Raw genomic sequence first — 16,298 nt, 5'->3', positions numbered from 1 at the left:
GATCCTGACTCAACCGTCGTGCCGGCGCACCACCGACGGCGGGGCAGTGGGTGCCCGCCGTCGTGGAGGAATCAGACCAGGTGGGTGGCGAGGAACCGGTCGACGGCGGCGCGGCCGTCGGCGACGTGCGGCTCGACCTTCCACTGTTCCACCAGCTCCGCACCCGGCGCGAGCTCGGCGAGCCGGCGCGACACCGGCTCCGGGTGGAAGGCGTCGGTCCCCATGAGCACCAGCCACGGCGTCGTGACATGGGCGAGCGCCTCGTCGGGAACGGAGTACAGCATCCCGCCGACGCCCCACATGTTCGTGCGGAACGCGGCCCAGTCGTCGTCGGGGACCCCGGGGTGGTCGGCCTCGATCCCGGCGCGCCAGCTCTCGAAGCTCTTCTCGAACAGGTGCTGGTTGTCGGCACGGCCGATGGGCTGCAGCGCGACCGCGGCCCGGACCCGCTGCGGCTCGGTCACCAGCAGGTTCGCGATGTAGGCGCCGCCGATGCACATGCCGAGCACCGCGCACTCGGAGACGCCGAGGTGGTCGAGCAGGGCCAGCTGGTCGGCGGTGTAGGTGTCCCAGCCGTCGTCGCCGTGGACCTCGGCGACCGAGGACCCGGCGTTGCGCTGGTCCATCGCGATGACGCGGTACCGCTGCGCGAGGTGGGTGACCGGGTTCCAGGGAGCGTTGTCCCAGGCCGCGATCGTCGAGTTCATGCCGCCCGGGGCGAGCAGCAGGACCGGGAACCCCGTGCCGTGCTCCTCGTAGTGCAGCGTCACGCCGGGGCGCTCGAAGGAGGGCATGAGCCGAAACTAGGCCACCCGCGGGGGAGTCCGCTTCTCCGGACGGCGTCGCGCCAGGATCGAGGTGCCGTAGACGACGAGCGCCAGCCCGAGCAGCAGCAGCCACCACAGACCGGGGCGGACGGTGTCGTCGAGCAGCGTGATGCCGACCAGACCGGGCACGACGACCTGGGTGACCATGTAGAGCGCGGTCACCGTGGAGACGTCGCCGAGCTGCAGTGCGCGGGCGTAGTTGTACAGGCCGGTCAGCGCCATGCCGACCAGGATGTAGACCAGCGGCTCGCGCAGCAGACCGGCCAGGTCGACCCCCTCGGACACGTGCATCGCGCGGATGCAGACCGAGCCGCCGCCCAGCCCGAGCCCGGCGAGCACCGCCGACGGCCACGGCTTGGTCGAGTTGGTGACCGCCAGCGTCGCCCCCATGAACACCACGAGCGCCGCGATCAGGACGGCCACGGTCGTGCCGTGGCCGGTCAGGGCCTGCTTGCGCTCGGTCCCCGCGCTGCCGGCGACGAACGCGAGCCCGAGGATGCTGGCGCCGATCGCCAGCCGGTGCACCGGCCGCAGCCACTCGCCGCGGAAGTAGCGGGCGTACAGGGCCGTCATCGCGATGGCCCCGGCGAGCGTGGCCTGCACCGCGAAGATGGGGATGTACTGGAGCGCCACGACCATGCAGAGCCAGGTCACGAGGTCCATCCCGATCCCGCCGACGAACCGGGGCCGGGCCAGGACCGCGCTGGTGCGCCCGCCCTGGTTGGCCGCGTCGGCCTGGAGGATGGCGGCGACGGTGCTGCAGAGCATCGCGAGCACCGCGAAGAACATCCCGATCAGCACGGGCGGGCCCGGGTCAGGTCACGGGCGGCACGCGGGAAGATCGGCACCGGCCGATTGTGACGTACTGCTAGCGGGTGCCGGCCGGGCGGGCGTCCGACGGGGCGGGCCGCTGCTCGGGCAGCGCCGCGGGCATCTCGAAGAAGCCGCTCATCAGCCCGCGGCCGGGCTGCTCGTCACGCGTGTCGGCGGCGGCCTGCCAGGGAGAGGTGCCTGCCTGGACGGCCCGGCGCTGGGCCAGCACGGCCCGCGGGCGCTCGGTGAGGACCAGGACGCCGACCGTCAGGGCCACCCCCACCAGCAGCGGCCCGCCGACCACCAGGATCGGCCAGCCCACCACGACATAGGCGAGCACCAACGCACCCGCTGCCATGCCGATGACCGCCCCCGCCAACCGCGTCACCACGCGCCCCTCTCACCCGTGCCCCCGAACCGTGACGACCACGGTTTTACCACGTCGGAGGGGGTGGAGACCGGCGGCGCGACGCGGTCGCGCTCACACCTTCGGGCGCGGCCGTATCGCATTCCCGCATGGGGCCGAGCCGGCGTGGGGGCTCCCGTGTCCACGCCGGCCCGGCGGTCCGAATCATCCCGCCCCGGGGTCCTGGCGGGACGGGGTGGGGGTCACTCCGCGCTGTCGTCGCAGCGCACAGCGTGATCGGTGATCGATTTCCTTGTCCCCCAGGATGATCACGCGGCTGCCGGAGCGACGCTCGACGACGGCGCGGGAGCCGTGGTCGTCGGGCCCGGGGCCGGGGTGGTCGGGTCGGTGGCGGGCGGGGTGGTGACCGGCGGGGTGGTCGGATCGGACGTGCCCTCCGCCGGCGTGTTCGGGCCCGTGCTGGTCGCCGGCGGTGTGGTGGCCGGCGGGGGCGACACCACCGGGGCGGACGGCACGGCCGGTCCCGGAGCAGCCGGGGCAGGCGCGGCCGGAGCCGGCGCGGCCGGAGCCGGGGCGCCGGGCGCGGCCGGCGCAGCGGCACCCGCGGCGGGGCGGGCCGCGACGCCCCCGGTGGCCGCGCCACCCGAGGCGCCGGCGCGCGTCCCACCCACGGGGGCGCCCGCGACCGGGCCGGAGGCGGCGCCGGGCGCCGGGGCGGCGCCCGGAGCGACCGGAGCCGGTGCGACGGCCGGTGAGCTCAGCACGGGGGCCGCGCTCAGCTCACCGATCCCCGGGCTCGTCGTGGGCCAGAACAGCAGCGCACCCGCGATGGCGGCGGCACCGGCGAGGCCACCGGCACCGACCATCAGGCGCTGCCGGGTGACCACGCCGCGGCGGGCCGCGCCGGCGGGGGCGTCCCGGGTGACCAGGGTGTCCGGCGCGGGACGCTCCGGGCGGGCGACAGCCGGGGCGGTCACCCGTCCGGCCCCGAGGACCGACGTCCGTGCGGGGGCGGGGGGCTGGGCCGTACGGGTGCGGGGGACCGCGGTCAGCGGGCCGGTCGGCGGCTCCGGGTCGAGCAGGGCGACGGCCGTGCGGTCCGCGGCGGGCGCCTCGGTCCGTGCGGTCCGCTCCCGCTCACCGCGGGTCGGCCACGCCGGGGTGGTCCGGTCGGCGCGGTCGGTGCTGCCGGCGCGGTCGGTGCTGCCGGCGCGGTCGGCGGTGTCCGGCCCGGGCCGGTCCCACGGGCTGCGCCCGGCCGGGTCGACGGGCTCGCGAGGCGTGGGGACACCGGCCAGCGGCGCCATCCGCACACCAGGCCAGGAGGTCCCGGCCCCCGGCGCGACAGCCAGCGCGGCGCCCCGGGCGGCGTCGGCCACCGGGTCCGCGACGACGGCGACCGGGCGGCCCAGTGCCGCCGAGACCGCCTGCACCACGACCGGCATCCGTGCGGCGCCGCCGGCGAGCAGCACCTCGGCGTCCGGGGCGGCGGCCACGACGTCCTGCACCAGGTCGGTGACCGGCTCGAGCAGCGGGCGGGTGAGCTCGTCGAGGTCGGAGCGGTGGATCCGGACCGCGGTCCGCAGGCCGGGCAGCTCCACCGGGACGGTCGCGACCGTGTCCCGGGACAGCAGCTGCTTGGCGGCGCGGCACTCGTCGCGCAGGGAGGTCAGAGCGGCCACGGTCCGCGGGTCGTCGGGGTCGAGCGCGTCGAACGCGGCGGCCGTGGCCGGGGAGGAGGACCGGACGAAGGCGAACACCGCGTCGTCGACGTCGGCGCCACCGGTCCGGCAGGTCAGCGTGCGGCCGACGGCGTCGGGCAGCACCCCGGGTGCGGCCGCGGCCAGCACGGTCGCGGTGGTCCCGTTGCCCCCCCAGGTCGACGACGGCGAGCGGCCCCCCGGCCGGCACGACGGCGCGGTGGGCGAGCGCGACGGCCTGCGGCGCGGTCACCAGCGAGACGGTCAGCCCGCGGCGACGCAGGGCGGCGGCCAGCAGGTCCCGCTTGTGCCGGCCCCAGCCCACCGGGCAGGTGATGCCGATCCGGGACGGCGGGCCACCGTGCCGGGTGGACACCTCGTCGACCAGGACGCGCACCAGCCGGGCGCACAGGTCCTCGGCCGCGTAGGCGAAGCCGGCCAGCGACAGCGGTGTCGGGTCCCCGACCCGGTCGAGGAAGCCGCGTGCGACACGGTCCGGCTCGGCCGGGGCCCGGCGACGGGCGGGCTCACCACAGAGCAGGTCGCCCCCGGGCGTCGCGACGAGCACCGCGGGGAGCACGTCGCTCCCGTCGCGGCCGCCCAGCCGGACGGACTCCGCGGCACCACCCGTGCGCAGCACGGCCGCGGTCACCGAGGTGGCCCCCAGATCGATCCCGAGCAGGTACGACACCACTGCTCCCCCCTCGTCGAACCGGCACGCCGGCGTGGTCCTCTCCCCGACCCATCGGCGGGGGCCGCTCCGGCGTTAGCCGGTGCCGCGCAGCGGAACGAAGTGGGGGACCGATCCCCTAACGGCCCCCCGACGGACCCGGAGCGATCCCCGATGGCCGGGCGGCCCGGCGCCCCTAGCTTTCGTCGTCAACACCGGTCGTCGCCGACGGACCGGTCACCCCCCGAGCGACTCCGGAGGCCGACATGGCTGCACACGACATCTCGCTGATCGACTTCATCAAGCTCCTGCTCGGCAGCGGCTCCGAGAGCATCCAGGTCCGCGACTGGTTCAACGACAACCCGAACGCGGTCCTGCAGCACTACGGCCTCGCCGACCTGTCCCCGGAGGACGTCCGCGACGCGCTGGTCATCGCGCAGGACAACGACACCGTGTCCTTCGACCGCCACTACGACACCGGCTTCAACTGGGGCGGCGACAAGGGCGGCTGGAGCGAGGGCAAGGGCGACCACGGCCACAAGGCCGCCGCCTCCCACGAGAACGTGCACGTCAAGGACGTCTGGCACACCGAGAACATCGACGACCGCGACACCATCGTCGACAACTCCGTGAACCAGCACATCAACACCCACGGCGGCGACTTCGACCAGGACATCGACATCCGGTCGACCACCGCCTCCGGTGACGGCGCGGTGGCCGCCGGCGGTGACATCGACGGCTCCACCATCACGACCGGCAACGGCAACGTCGTGGGCGACGGCAACAACGTGGTCAAGGGCGACGGCAACACCTCCGCCTTCGGTTCCGGCTCGGCCACCAAGACCGGCGACATCTCCGCCGACAAGGGCGGCGCGGTCTCCATCGGCGGCAACGCGACCGGCTCGCACGACGCGACCGACTCGTTCAACAAGACCTGGACCGAGACCCACGAGAACACCGAGATCCACGACTCCGGGAACCTCGACGCCAGCACCGAGACCCACACGTCGATCGACGACCACAGCCACACCGACATCGCGTCGCACAACGGCATCGACCTCGCCGTCGGCTGACCCACCGCACCGCCCGGTGACCGGGCCGGGACGCCCCCGACCCCGGCCCGGTCACCACCTCCCGCACCACCCGAACCCTCCGCCGAGCGCGCGAGCCCGGCGGCACCCGCAGAGGAGATCGCCATGTCCGTCGAGAAGTCGCTGATCCAGTTCATCCTGGACCTGCTGAAGGACCCCAAGGCCCTGGCCGAGTTCAAGGAGGACCCGCACGGTGTCCTCGCCCAGTGCGGCCTGTCCGAGGTCTCCGCCGACGACGTCCGCGACGCGCTGGTCCTGGCCCAGGACAACGACGACGTGTCCTTCGACCGCGACTACAACACCGGCGGCGGCCACGGCGGCCACCACCACACCCCGCCGCCGCCGCCCGTGCACCACGGCGAGGACCCGGTCAAGTACATCGACAAGTACGTGACCAACAACCACTACACCTACAACGTCGACGACCGCGACACCATCGTCGACAACTCGGTGAACCAGAACATCGACACCGGCGGCGGCGACTTCGAGCAGTCGATCGACACCAAGTCGGTCGTCGCGTCCGGCGACGGCTCGGTGGCCGCCGGCGACGACATCCGCGACTCGACCGTCACCACCGGCCACGACAACATCGTGGGCGACGACAACAACGTGGTGAAGGGCGACGGCAACACCACCGCCTTCGGTTCCGGCTCGGCCACCAAGACCGGCGACATCTCCGCCGACCACGGTGGCGCCGCGGCCGTCGGTGGCACCGCCACGGGCTCGAACGACGCGACCGACTCGTTCAACAAGACCCACACCGAGACGCACACCTCGACCGACATCGACGACTCGTTCAACACCGACGCGAGCCAGCACACCGACACCGATGTGGACAACCACAGCCACACCGACGTGCTGTCGCACAACGACGTCTCCACCGACGTCCACGTGGGCCTCTGACCCACCGCTGACCCACCGCACTGCTCCGGGCGGAGGAGCAGGTTCGACCGCCCGGACCGACGGCCCCGGCCACCCACCCCGTGGGTGACCGGGGCCGTCACCGTTCGTGTATCCATGACGAGGACGTGACGGATGCCGCCGGGCACCGTCCGCGACGTATCTGGGGGGAGCGGTCGTGGCAGTGCCGGAGGCGGTCGCGCTCGTCGACCTCGCCCTCAAGGCGGTCACTGCCTACGACCGCCCCGACCTGGCGCCACGGCTGCGGCAGACGAAGGCGCGGCTGACCGACCCGGTCGTGCGGGTGCTGGTCGTCGGCGAGTTCAAGCAGGGCAAGAGTCAGCTGGTGAACGCGCTGGTCAACGCCACCGTGTGCCCCGTCGACGACGACATCGCCACCGCCGTGCCGACGCTCGTGCGCTTCGGCGAGGAGACGTCGGTGACCCTCGTCCGCGAGGCCCCCGGGCCCGACGGCGTGACGACCGAGAAGGCCGAGCGGACCGTCGTCGGGCTCGACCAGCTCGCCGAGCACGTCTCCGAGGCCGGCAACCCCGGCAACCGGGCCCGCCTCACCCGCGCCGAGGTCACGCTGCCCCGCAAGCTCCTGCAGAGCGGGCTGGCCCTGGTCGACACCCCCGGCGTCGGCGGGCTCGGGTCCGCGCACGGCGCCGCGACGATGTCGGCGCTGCCCACCGCGGACGCGGTGCTGCTGGTCTCCGACGCCAGCCAGGAGTACACCGCCCCCGAGCTGGAGTTCCTGCAGGCCGCGCGCAAGCTGTGCCCGAACGTCGCCTGCATCGTCACCAAGACCGACCTGTACCCGCACTGGCGGCGGATCGTCGAGCTCGACGAGCGTCACCTGCGCACCGCCCGGATCGACGCCGAGCTGCTGCCGGTGTCCTCCGCACTGCGGCTGCACGCGGCCCGCACCCAGGACCTCGACCTCATCGCCGAGTCCGGCTTCCAGGCGCTCACCAGCTTCCTGCTGCGCAAGGTCGTCGGTGCCGCGGACGACCTGGACCGCCGCTCCACCAGCCAGGACGTCCTCGTCACCTGCCAGGCCCTGGAAGCCACGATGCGGGCCGAGCTGATGTCGCAGAACGACCCGGAGAAGGCCGGTCAGCTCGCCCGCGAGCTGGAGGCCGCGCGGTCGCGCGTCGACGGGCTGCGCCAGCGCTCCGCGCGCTGGCAGACCACGTTGACCGACGGCGTCGCCGACCTCATCGCCGACATCGAGTACGACCTGCGCGACCGGCTGCGCGCGGTCTCCCGCGACGCCGAGCAGCTCCTGGAGGACGCCGACCCGGCCGACATCTGGGACCAGTTCGCCGAGTGGTTCCACAAGCAGGTGGCCCACGCCGTCGCACAGAACTTCGTGTGGACGACCGAGCGGGCACGCTGGCTGGCCGAGCAGGTGGCCGAGCACTTCGCCGAGGCCGTCGACGTGACCCTGCCCGAGCTGCGGGTCGCGGGCGGCTCGGTGGCCGGGCTCGTCGACCCGCTGGAGATGCCCGCGGACGAGAAGTTCGGAATCGGGCAGAAGCTGTTCGTCGGCGCCCGCGGCGGTTACGGCGGCATGCTGATGTTCGGTCTCGCCTCCACCTTCGCCGGGATCGCCCTGCTCAACCCGCTCTCGGTCGGTGCGGGTCTGCTGTTCGGCGCCAAGACCGTGCGCGACGAGAAGAAGCGCTTGAAGCAGCGCCGCCAGGCCGAGTCGAAGAACGCCGTGCGCCGGCACATCGACGAGGTCACCTTCCAGGTCGGCAAGGACTCCCGGGACAACCTGCGCCGGATCCAGCGCGACCTGCGCGACCACTTCACCACCGTCGCCGACGAGCTGTCCGAGGCGCTGAAGGAGTCCGTCGCGGCCGCGCAGACCGCCCTGAAGGACGACGCCGAGCGTCAGCAGCGCGTCGCGGACCTGGAGGCCGAGCTGGAGCGGGTGACCGGCCTCGCCGAGCGGGCCAGGGCGCTGGCCGCGGCCGTGGGCTCCGGTGGTCCGGCGTGAGCGCGCTGACCGAGCAGACCCGCGCGCTGCTGCGCCGGACCCTGGACGCCTACGGCGACTCCCCGCAGGCCGCGGGCTGGCTGCGCCACCACCTCGACCGGTTCGACGAGCCGCTGCGCGTCGCGATCGCCGGGAAGGTCAAGGCCGGCAAGTCCACCCTGCTCAACGCCCTGGTCGGCGAGCGGATCGCGCCCACCGACGCGGGCGAGTGCACCCGTATCGTCACCTGGTACGCCGACGCCCCCGCCCCGGGTGTGCGGATGCACCTGCGCTCCGGCGCGGACCGTCCGCTCACCCTGGCCCGCCGCGACGGCGCGCTGCAGATCGACCTTCAGGGTGCCCGGGTGGAGGACGTCGACCGGCTGCACGTCGACTGGCCGTCGCAGCACCTGCGCCGCACCAACCTGATCGACACCCCCGGCATCGGGTCGCTGACCGCCGACGCGGCCGGCCGGGCCGGGGAGTTCCTCACGCCGGAGGACACCCCGTCGCCCGCCGCCGCCGTCGTCTACCTGATGCGTCACCTGCACGCCGGTGACGTGCGGTTCCTGGAGGCCTTCCACGACCGCGGCGTCGCCCGCGCGACCCCGGTGAACACCATCGCGGTGCTCTCGCGCGCCGACGAGATCGGCGTCGGCCGGCTCGACGCGCTGATCTCGGCGCGCCGGATCGCGCGGCGCTACCGCGGCGACGACAAGCTGCGGGGGCTGTGCCAGACCGTCGTCGCCGTCGCCGGGCTGCTCGCCGAGACCGCCCGCACCATGCGGCAGGACGAGTACGTCGCGCTCACCGAGCTCGCCGCGCTCCCGCGTGGCGACGTGGAGGCGCTGCTGCTGTCGGCCGACCGGTTCGGACGCACCGACCTCGACCGGCCCGACGCCGCCACCCGGATCGCGCTGCTGGAGCGGTTCGGCCTGTTCGGCGTCCGGCTCGGGACCACGCTGATCCGCCAGGGCGTGAAGGACCCGACCGCGCTGGCCGACGACCTGGTGCGCCGCTCCGGACTCGACGAGCTGCGCTCGGTGCTCGACACCCAGTTCTCCGAGCGCCGCGACCTGCTCAAGGCCCGCTCCGCGCTGCTCGCCGTCGACCTCGTGCTGACCCGCGAGCCCCGCCCGGCGACGGCCGCGCTGCGTGCCGAGGTGGAGCGGATCCTGGCCGGGGCGCACGAGTTCGTGGAGCTGCGGGCCCTGGCCGACCTGCGCGCCGGGAAGATCGTGTTCCCGCCGGAGGCGCTCGCCGACGCCGAACGGCTGCTCGGCGGCGAGGGCGGCTCGGCGTCGGCCCGGCTGGGGCTCGACGGCGCCGCGGGCCCGCGCGAGGTCCACGACGCCGCCTCCGAGGCGCTGCGCCGCTGGCGGCGACGCGCGGAGAGCCCGCTGACCGGGCGGGCCTCTGCGGAGGCCGCGCGGATCGTGGTGCGCTCCTGCGAGGGGCTGCTCGCCGAGGCGTCCCGCCCGCACGCGCACCACTAGGCGGGGGTCAGGGCGTCGCGTCCAGGGCGTGCAACGCCGCGACCAGCGGGGCCAGCTCGGGTCGCGTCGCCGCGTCGGCCAGTGCCCGTTCCAGCGCCCGGTCGTGGCCCGGGCGGGCGCTCTCCAGGAGCAGACGCCCCTGTTCGGTGAGCTCGGTGTAGATGCCGCGCCGGTCGGTGGGGCACAGGTACCGCTGCAGCAGCCCCCGGTCCTCCAGCCTGCCGACCAGCCGGGTCGTCGCCGACTGGCTCAGCGCCACCACCGACGACAGCTGGGCCATACGCAGGTGGTACCCGTCCTGGCGGGCCAGCGCGTCGAGCACGGTGTACTCCACCACCGACAGCCCGTACGAGCGCTGCAACGCCCGCTCCAGGTCGTCCTCCAGCCGGGCGTGCAGGGCGGCCAGGGTGCGCCACCCCCGCGCCCGCGTCTCGACCGCGTCGTCGTCGAGCGACATGGCGTGCCTCCCCTTCGGGCGTCGGTGCTACGTTGGCGGCGTCAGCAATAACCAGCGTGTGCAACTATCGGCGTACGCCGACTGTTGCACGTGCCGTCACCACGATACGAGACGGCCGCCCCGACTCCTGGAGAGACAGCCATGCACCTCGACCTGACCGGCCGGACCGCCCTCGTGACGGGCTCCACCCAGGGCATCGGACTCGCCATCGCCGTCGGCCTGGCCCGCGCGGGCGCCCGGGTCGCGGTCAACGGCCGTACCGCGGACCGGGTCGACGCGGCCGTCGCCCGGGTCCGGGACGAGTCCGACGGAGAGGTCGTCGGTGTGGCGGCCGACGTCACCACCGAGGAGGGCACCGCGCCCCTGGTGGCGGCGCTGCCCGACGTCGACGTCCTGGTCAACAACCTGGGCGTCTTCGGCGCCCAGGAGGCCCTCACCATCACCGATGACGACTGGCGTCGCTACTTCGAGGTCAACGTCCTGACCGCCGCCCGGCTGATCCGGACCTACCTGCCCGGCATGCGGGATCGCGGCTGGGGCCGCGTCCAGAACATCGCCAGCGACTCCGCGATCGTCATCCCGGCCGAGATGATCCACTACGGCGTGTCCAAGACGGCGCTGCTGGCGCTGTCCCGGGGGTTCGCCAAGGAGGCGGCCGGCAGTGGGGTCACCGTCAACTCGGTGATCGCCGGGCCGACGCACACCGCGGGCGTCGAGGACTTCGTGTACCAGCTGGTCGATCCGGCCCTGCCCTGGGACGAGGCCCAGCGCGAGTTCATGCGCACCCACCGGCCGCAGTCGCTGATCCAGCGGCTGATCGAGCCCGAGGAGATCGCCCACATGGTGACCTACCTGGCCTCCCCGCAGGCCTCGGCCACGACCGGGGCCGCGGTCCGGGTGGACGGCGGTTACGTCGACTCGATCCTGCCCTGACCGGGCGGGGTCAGCCGCGGTCGCCCAGGATCCGGCGGAGCTCGTCGAGCAGCTCGCTGCGGCTGCCCACCCCGAGGCGCTGGCGCATCCGGGCCACGTGGTGCTCGACGGTCTTCGCCGAGATGAACAGCGCCTCACCGATCTCACGCTGGGTGCGCCCCTGCACGACGAGCTCGGCGACCTCCAGCTCACGCTCGGACAGCAGTCCCGACGCGGCCGGCTCCGGGGCGGCCTCGACGGGCGCCGGAGCCGCGACGGTGGGCTCCTCCGCCACCGGGCGGGGCTCCTCCGCCGGCGTTTGGACGGTCCCCTGACGCAGGTCCGTGCCCGCGGCCTGCAGGGCCCGCGCGCAGGCCAGCAACGCCGACACCGCGCGCCGGTCCCCGGTCCGCAACGCCGCCTGCCCGGCGAGGCGGCCGCCGTCGAAGGACAGGCCGACGGCGTGCAGCCCACGGGCGGCGGCCTCGACCTCGGCCGCGTCGACCCGGTCCTCCAGCACACCCACCCAGTGCGGGGCCGCCGTCGCCATGGCGTGGGCGAAGCGGCTGCCGCAGGCCGCGCGCTGGAGCTCGTCGGAGCGGGCGCGGGCGGCCTCGACGTCGTCGGTGAGGACCGCGGCCTGCAGCCGTGCCCAGTGCAGCGGGGCGGCCCACAGCGCGGGCCGGCCGAGCCGGTCGAGCAGCGCGTCGGCCTCGGCGAGGTGCGGGGCCACCCAGCTCTCCTCCCGCAGCCGCGACGCCGCGGTCACCAGCTCCCCGAGCGGCTGCAGCACGTAGAGGTCGACCGGGTGGCGGACGATCGCCTGCCGGGCCCGCGTCCAGGACCGCATCAGGGCGCCGAGGTCGGACTGGCGGCGGGCGATCGCCACCTGTAGTGCCGCGGCGAGGAACTCGTCGCGCGGTTCGAGGGGGTCGTCGCCCTCGTCGACGGCGGCGAGCCGCTCCGACGCCGGGCCGGTCGCGCCGCGCAGCAGCGCGATCCAGCCGAGCAGCAGCCGGTGCCGGGCCCGGGCGGGTGCCCCGCCGAGCCCGGTCCGCAGGGCACGGTCCAGTACGGACGCGGCGACGTCGAACTCCCCGGTGTGCACGGCCACCAGCGCGGCCAGCGCGGCCGGGGTGTCGGGCAGCAGCGCGGCGCCGTGCGCGGCCTCCAGGAGCCCGGCGGCGCGGGCCAGGCCGGACAGTGCTGCCGTCGGGGAGCCCTCGACCGAGTCGAGCATGCCGCGGGCGGTCAGGTCGTCGGCGCCGTCGACCAGGGTGGGCGCACGGCCGGCGACGAACCCGGAACCACCGCCGTCGCCCCCGACGACGGCGCGGGCCTCCTCCAGCGCCCCGGTCCCGATCAGGACGGGCACGGCCGCCGCGGGCGGGCGCTCCCCGGACACCGCGGCGGTCCACCGGTACAGCTCGGCACTGCGCGCCAGCAGACCCCGCCGGGCGAGGACGGCGGCCGCGACCGACCCGGCCCGGACGGCGTCGGTGGCCTCGACGGCGTCGGTCGCCGACAGCACCGAGTCGGCGTGCCCGAGCGCACCGTCGAGGTCCCCCGCGACGAGGTGGGCCTGCGCGCGGTGCGCGGCGACGGTCAGCGGGGGTGTCCCCGCGGCGACGGCCTCGGCGTAGAACCGGACCGCGTCCGGGCTCTCCGCGCGGGCCGCCTCGGCCGCGGCGGCCCGGAACACCGCGGCGGCACGCTCCCCGGAGGCCCCGGACCCGCGCAGGGTGCGGGCGACGGCGAGCACGCTCCCGCCGCGGTCGAGCTCGATCTCGGCGAGGTGGCGGCGCAGCTCGGCCCGCCGGGCGGGCGCGACCCTGGCTCGGATCGACTCGGCGACCAGCGGGACGACCCGCCCGTCGGGGGTGCAGAGCCCCGCGGCGACGGCCCGTCCGGACAGCTCGTCGAGCTCGGCGATCTCGGCGCCGACGCCGATGCCGGCCGCGTCGGAGATCCCGAGCAGCGGGACGAGCACCTCGCCGTCGACGGGGGCACCGAGCGCGAGCGCGGTGACCAGCTCGACCACCCGTGGGTCCTCGGCGTCGACGGCGTAGCCGATCTGCTCGGCGAGCTGCGGCGGCACCGGCCCGCCGACCCGCCCGTGGGCGAGCAGCCGGTCGACCAGCATCGGGGCCCCGGCGGTGCGCTCGGCGACGACCCGGACGGCCTCGTCGGAGATGCGGACCCCGGCGACGCGGGCGGCCCGCGCGGCGATCCCGGCCGCGGCCAGGGAGCCCAGGACCAGCGGCGGCGCGGCGGCGGCCAGCGTCGCGCCGAGCCGGGCCAGCGCACGGCTGCGCGGCCACGGTCGGAACGCGACGACCAGGCGGGCGTCCAGGCGGCCCGCGTACCCGCGCAGGTCGGCGAGCGCGTCGTCGCCGAGCTCGTGGGCGTCGTCGACGACCGTCACGTCCTGCTCGGCGCCGGCCTCGGTCCACACCCGGACGAGCTCGCGCAGCAGGGTCGACTTGCCCGCACCGGCCGGGCCGGTGACGGCCACCAGGCGCGGCGCGGCCGGGTCCTCGGCGACCTCCCGGACCAGCGCGATCGACGCGGGGGACCCGGCGAGCGGGCCGGTCGACGGCGCGGCAGGGGTGGGAGACGTCGTCGGTGCCGCCATCCTCGTCCGCCCTCCGGGTCACCCGATCGGGTCGCCCGAGCGGGGACGACCGAGGCTATCGGGTGCGGTGTCCGGTTCTTCCGGCGGTCCCGGCAGGATCACCGGAGTGCGGGACCACGTGTGGGCGATCGTGCTGGCGGGCGGCCGGGGGCTGCGCTACGGCCGGTTGAAACAGCTCGACGAGCTGGCGGGGCTCCGGCTGGTCGACCACACCGTCGCCGCCGCCCGACGCACCTGCGACCGGGTCGCGCTGGTGCTGCCGTCCGGTGTGGACTGGGACGGCGAGCCGGTCGACGCGCTCGCCGTCGGCGGCGACCACCAGTCCGAGTCACTGCGTGCCGGGCTCGCCGTGGTGCCCGGCGACGCCGGGATCCTGGTGCTCGCCGACCCCGCACACCCGCTCGCCGCGGACCGGATCTTCACCGACGTCGTCGACGCCGTGCGTGCCGGAGCGGACGGGGCGGTGCCGGTCGTCCCGCTGCTGGAGGTGGTGCAGCGGGTGGTCGACGGCGTCGTCGTCGAGACCCTTCCCAAGCAGGACGCGGTCATCACCCAGTCACCGCAGGCGTTCCGGGCGGACGTGCTGCGGGCCGCGCACGCCGACGCACCCCGGCCGGTGGAGAACTCCGGGATGCTCGCCGCGCTGGGCCACCGCGTGGTGACGGTGCCGGGGGACCCGGCGAACCTGCACGTGGCGAGCCCGGAGGACCTGGCCGTCGTCCGGCGGCTGGTCAGATGAGCGTGCCGACGTCCTGGGCGATCAGGTCGTCGGTGGCGCGCTCGACGACGGCCGCGATCGTCATCGACGGGTTGCAGGCCGCCGTGGTGCCCGGCATCAGCGACCCGTCGAGCACGTAGAGCCCGCGCTGGCCCTGCACCCGGCCCGCGACGTCGCAGACCGTGCCGATGCACGCACCGCCGAGCGGGTGCCAGGTCGTCGGCACGACGTAGGTGGTGTCGACGAAGGTGCCGCGCACGCCGGTGATGCGGGCCATCCGCTCGTGGATGCGCGAGGTGAGCGGCGCGTCGCCGTCGAGCGGCCACTGCACGACGCCCTCCTGGCGCACCGGGTCCCAGGTGACGCGGCCGCGGCCGGCGCTGACGCCGTAGCCGACGATCATCGTGACGGTGCGGCCGAGCCCGAGCGGCAGCGGCGGCAGCGACGCCTGGATGATCGTGTTCGCCGATGCCGGGTCCGCCCAGTCCTTCGTCCCGAACACCACCGGCCCGCCCTGCACCGGGCCGAAGTCCTCGACGGGGGAGACCCAGGTGCAGATCCGGTCGCCGTTGGTGCCCCAGTTCTCGCCGAGGGCGTCGGGCAGGTCCGGGATCGTGTCGTGCGCGCGGGCGCGCAGCAGCAGCCGGTTGGTGTTCTGCGTCCCCGCGGCGAGCACCAGCGCCGGAGTCGTGATGATCTTCTTCTCCTGGATGGTGCCGGTCTCGTCGATCCGGTCGACGTGCACCTCCCAGCGCCCGTCGGCGGCCCGGATGACGTCGGTGACCTGGTGCAGCGTCGCGACGGTGACCCGGCCGGTCGCCTCGGCCTCGGCGAGGTAGGTGACGTCGACGCTGTGCTTGCCGCCGTTGTTCACACCGAGCGCGCCGTCGCCGTTGGTGTAGGTGGCCTTCATCTCCCCGCGCAGCTCGGCCAGCGCGTAGTCCCAGTCGATCGGCATCGGGATCTTCTCGACCTCGTAGCCGGCGGCCTCGGCGCGGTCCCGGAACACCCGCGACGAGCGGTAGGTGGGGGAGTTGATCAGCTCGTCGGGTGCGGTTTCCAGGCGCAGCATCCGCGCGACCCGCGGGTAGTGCTCGCGGGCGAGCACGTCGTAGTCGAGCTCGCGGGGCATCGTGGCCGCGAAGAGCTCCGCGGACGGCTGCAGCGTCATGCCCTGGTAGATCAGTGACCCGCCGCCGACGCCCGCCGCGCAGAACACGTCCATGCCGTTGCCGCCGACCCGCTCCAGCAGACCGGTGTAGCGGCCGGGGGACAGCGGGACCGCGCCCGGGTGCTCCGGGTCGGCCGCCCGAGCAGCACCGACAGCGGGTTCGGCGGCCCGTCCAGCGGGTCGGCGACGGTGTCGAGCCAGAACAGCCTGCGGTCGGGATTGGTCAGGACCCGCGGGAAGGTCTCCGCGTTCGGGCCGGTGACCCAGCGCCGACCGCGCTCCAGCACGAGCACCGGCGCCCCGGCCTGCGCCAGGCGCAGCGCGGTGACCCCGCCGCCGAAGCCGGACCCGACGACGACCACCCGGTGCTCCTCGCGGGTGACCGCGATCCGGCCGGGCGCCGCGGCGGCGACCCCGCTGCCCAGCAGCCCGAGTCCGGCGGCGCCTGCCGCGCCGGCGAGGACGGTCCTGCGGCTGATCGTGCGCACGTGAGCCTCCCGTGGGCCGGATGGACACCTGTCCATCGGGTGCGGTGACCGTAGCGCAGTTCCCGC

The 16,298-nt window shown here is 75.0% G+C and carries 14 protein-coding genes; 6 read left to right on the top strand and 8 right to left on the bottom strand.

Annotation, left to right across the window (positions count from 1 at the left end; genetic code table 11):
- Positions 1-71: 71 nt before the first annotated feature.
- The 4 genes from KPL57_RS08875 to KPL57_RS08860 form a co-directional block, all read right to left on the bottom strand.
- Positions 72-794 carry an alpha/beta fold hydrolase gene (locus KPL57_RS08875; protein WP_226351208.1) on the bottom strand — a complete coding sequence of 241 codons (723 nt, stop codon included), beginning with the start codon at positions 792-794 and terminating at the stop codon, positions 72-74.
- Positions 795-803: 9 nt separating this feature from the next.
- Positions 804-1,628, bottom strand: coding sequence for a DMT family transporter (locus tag KPL57_RS08870; RefSeq protein ID WP_020623642.1), 825 nt, complete (start codon positions 1,626-1,628; stop codon positions 804-806).
- Positions 1,629-1,695: 67 nt separating this feature from the next.
- Positions 1,696-1,998, bottom strand: coding sequence for a hypothetical protein (locus KPL57_RS08865; RefSeq protein WP_226351207.1), 303 nt, complete (start codon positions 1,996-1,998; stop codon positions 1,696-1,698).
- Positions 1,999-2,315: 317 nt separating this feature from the next.
- Entirely contained in the window at positions 2,316-3,857 is a 1,542-nt protein-coding gene (locus tag KPL57_RS08860) for an Hsp70 family protein (protein ID WP_226351206.1), read from the bottom strand.
- Positions 3,858-4,643: 786 nt separating this feature from the next.
- Here KPL57_RS08860 and KPL57_RS08855 point away from each other — a divergent pair.
- The 4 genes from KPL57_RS08855 (at position 4,644) to KPL57_RS08840 (ending at position 9,851) form a co-directional block, all read left to right on the top strand.
- Entirely contained in the window at positions 4,644-5,450 is an 807-nt protein-coding gene (locus KPL57_RS08855; protein WP_075309387.1) for a hypothetical protein, read from the top strand.
- 123 nt (positions 5,451-5,573) lie between these two features.
- Entirely contained in the window at positions 5,574-6,371 is a 798-nt protein-coding gene (locus tag KPL57_RS08850; protein WP_226351205.1) for an IniB N-terminal domain-containing protein, read from the top strand.
- 175 nt (positions 6,372-6,546) lie between these two features.
- Positions 6,547-8,376, top strand: coding sequence for a dynamin family protein (locus KPL57_RS08845; RefSeq protein WP_226351204.1), 1,830 nt, complete (start codon positions 6,547-6,549; stop codon positions 8,374-8,376).
- Positions 8,373-9,851, top strand: a complete 1,479-nt coding sequence (locus KPL57_RS08840) for a dynamin family protein (protein ID WP_226351203.1) — start codon at positions 8,373-8,375, stop codon at positions 9,849-9,851. Before KPL57_RS08845 ends, KPL57_RS08840 begins: the two co-directional genes overlap by 4 nt.
- A gap of 7 nt (positions 9,852-9,858) precedes the next feature.
- Here KPL57_RS08840 and KPL57_RS08835 read toward each other — a convergent pair whose 3' ends face one another.
- On the bottom strand, positions 9,859-10,308 hold the full coding sequence (locus KPL57_RS08835; RefSeq protein WP_075309379.1) for a MarR family winged helix-turn-helix transcriptional regulator: 450 nt from the start codon (positions 10,306-10,308) through the stop codon (positions 9,859-9,861).
- 141 nt (positions 10,309-10,449) lie between these two features.
- On the opposite strand from KPL57_RS08835, the gene KPL57_RS08830 reads away from it, so the two are divergent.
- Positions 10,450-11,241 carry an SDR family NAD(P)-dependent oxidoreductase gene (locus tag KPL57_RS08830; protein ID WP_226351202.1) on the top strand — a complete coding sequence of 264 codons (792 nt, stop codon included), beginning with the start codon at positions 10,450-10,452 and terminating at the stop codon, positions 11,239-11,241.
- A 10-nt stretch (positions 11,242-11,251) separates the two neighbouring features.
- Here KPL57_RS08830 and KPL57_RS08825 read toward each other — a convergent pair whose 3' ends face one another.
- The gene (locus KPL57_RS08825; RefSeq protein WP_226351201.1) at positions 11,252-13,855 is read right to left on the bottom strand and encodes a helix-turn-helix transcriptional regulator; all 2,604 of its coding nucleotides are present in this window, start codon (positions 13,853-13,855) and stop codon (positions 11,252-11,254) included.
- A 106-nt stretch (positions 13,856-13,961) separates the two neighbouring features.
- Between KPL57_RS08825 and KPL57_RS08820 the strand changes: the two genes are divergently transcribed.
- Positions 13,962-14,594: a 2-C-methyl-D-erythritol 4-phosphate cytidylyltransferase gene (locus tag KPL57_RS08820; RefSeq protein ID WP_226351200.1), complete on the top strand. Its 633-nt coding sequence runs from the start codon at positions 13,962-13,964 to the stop codon at positions 14,592-14,594.
- On the opposite strand, the gene KPL57_RS08815 is transcribed toward KPL57_RS08820, so the two are convergent.
- Positions 14,587-15,798 (bottom strand): GMC oxidoreductase, encoded by a 1,212-nt coding sequence (locus KPL57_RS08815; protein WP_226351199.1) that lies wholly within the window; start codon positions 15,796-15,798, stop codon positions 14,587-14,589. The genes KPL57_RS08820 and KPL57_RS08815 overlap by 8 nt on opposite strands.
- The gene (locus KPL57_RS08810; protein ID WP_226351198.1) at positions 15,756-16,232 is read right to left on the bottom strand and encodes an NAD(P)-binding protein; all 477 of its coding nucleotides are present in this window, start codon (positions 16,230-16,232) and stop codon (positions 15,756-15,758) included. Before KPL57_RS08810 ends, KPL57_RS08815 begins: the two co-directional genes overlap by 43 nt.
- Positions 16,233-16,298: the final 66 nt, after the last annotated feature.

The organism is Pseudonocardia sp. ICBG601 (genome assembly GCF_020496245.1).
Note: the sequence above shows the minus strand (reverse complement) of the source record. Positions and strands in the feature narration are given on the sequence as shown.

Coding starts and splice junctions, on each gene's coding strand:
- KPL57_RS08855 (WP_075309387.1), top strand. CDS start 4,644: ATGGCTGCACACGACATCTCGCTGATCGACTTCATCAAGCTCCTGCTC.
- KPL57_RS08875 (WP_226351208.1), bottom strand. CDS start 794: ATGCCCTCCTTCGAGCGCCCCGGCGTGACGCTGCACTACGAGGAGCAC.
- KPL57_RS08835 (WP_075309379.1), bottom strand. CDS start 10,308: ATGTCGCTCGACGACGACGCGGTCGAGACGCGGGCGCGGGGGTGGCGC.
- KPL57_RS08825 (WP_226351201.1), bottom strand. CDS start 13,855: ATGGCGGCACCGACGACGTCTCCCACCCCTGCCGCGCCGTCGACCGGC.
- KPL57_RS08850 (WP_226351205.1), top strand. CDS start 5,574: ATGTCCGTCGAGAAGTCGCTGATCCAGTTCATCCTGGACCTGCTGAAG.
- KPL57_RS08830 (WP_226351202.1), top strand. CDS start 10,450: ATGCACCTCGACCTGACCGGCCGGACCGCCCTCGTGACGGGCTCCACC.
- KPL57_RS08815 (WP_226351199.1), bottom strand. CDS start 15,798: ATGGACGTGTTCTGCGCGGCGGGCGTCGGCGGCGGGTCACTGATCTAC.
- KPL57_RS08865 (WP_226351207.1), bottom strand. CDS start 1,998: ATGGCAGCGGGTGCGTTGGTGCTCGCCTATGTCGTGGTGGGCTGGCCG.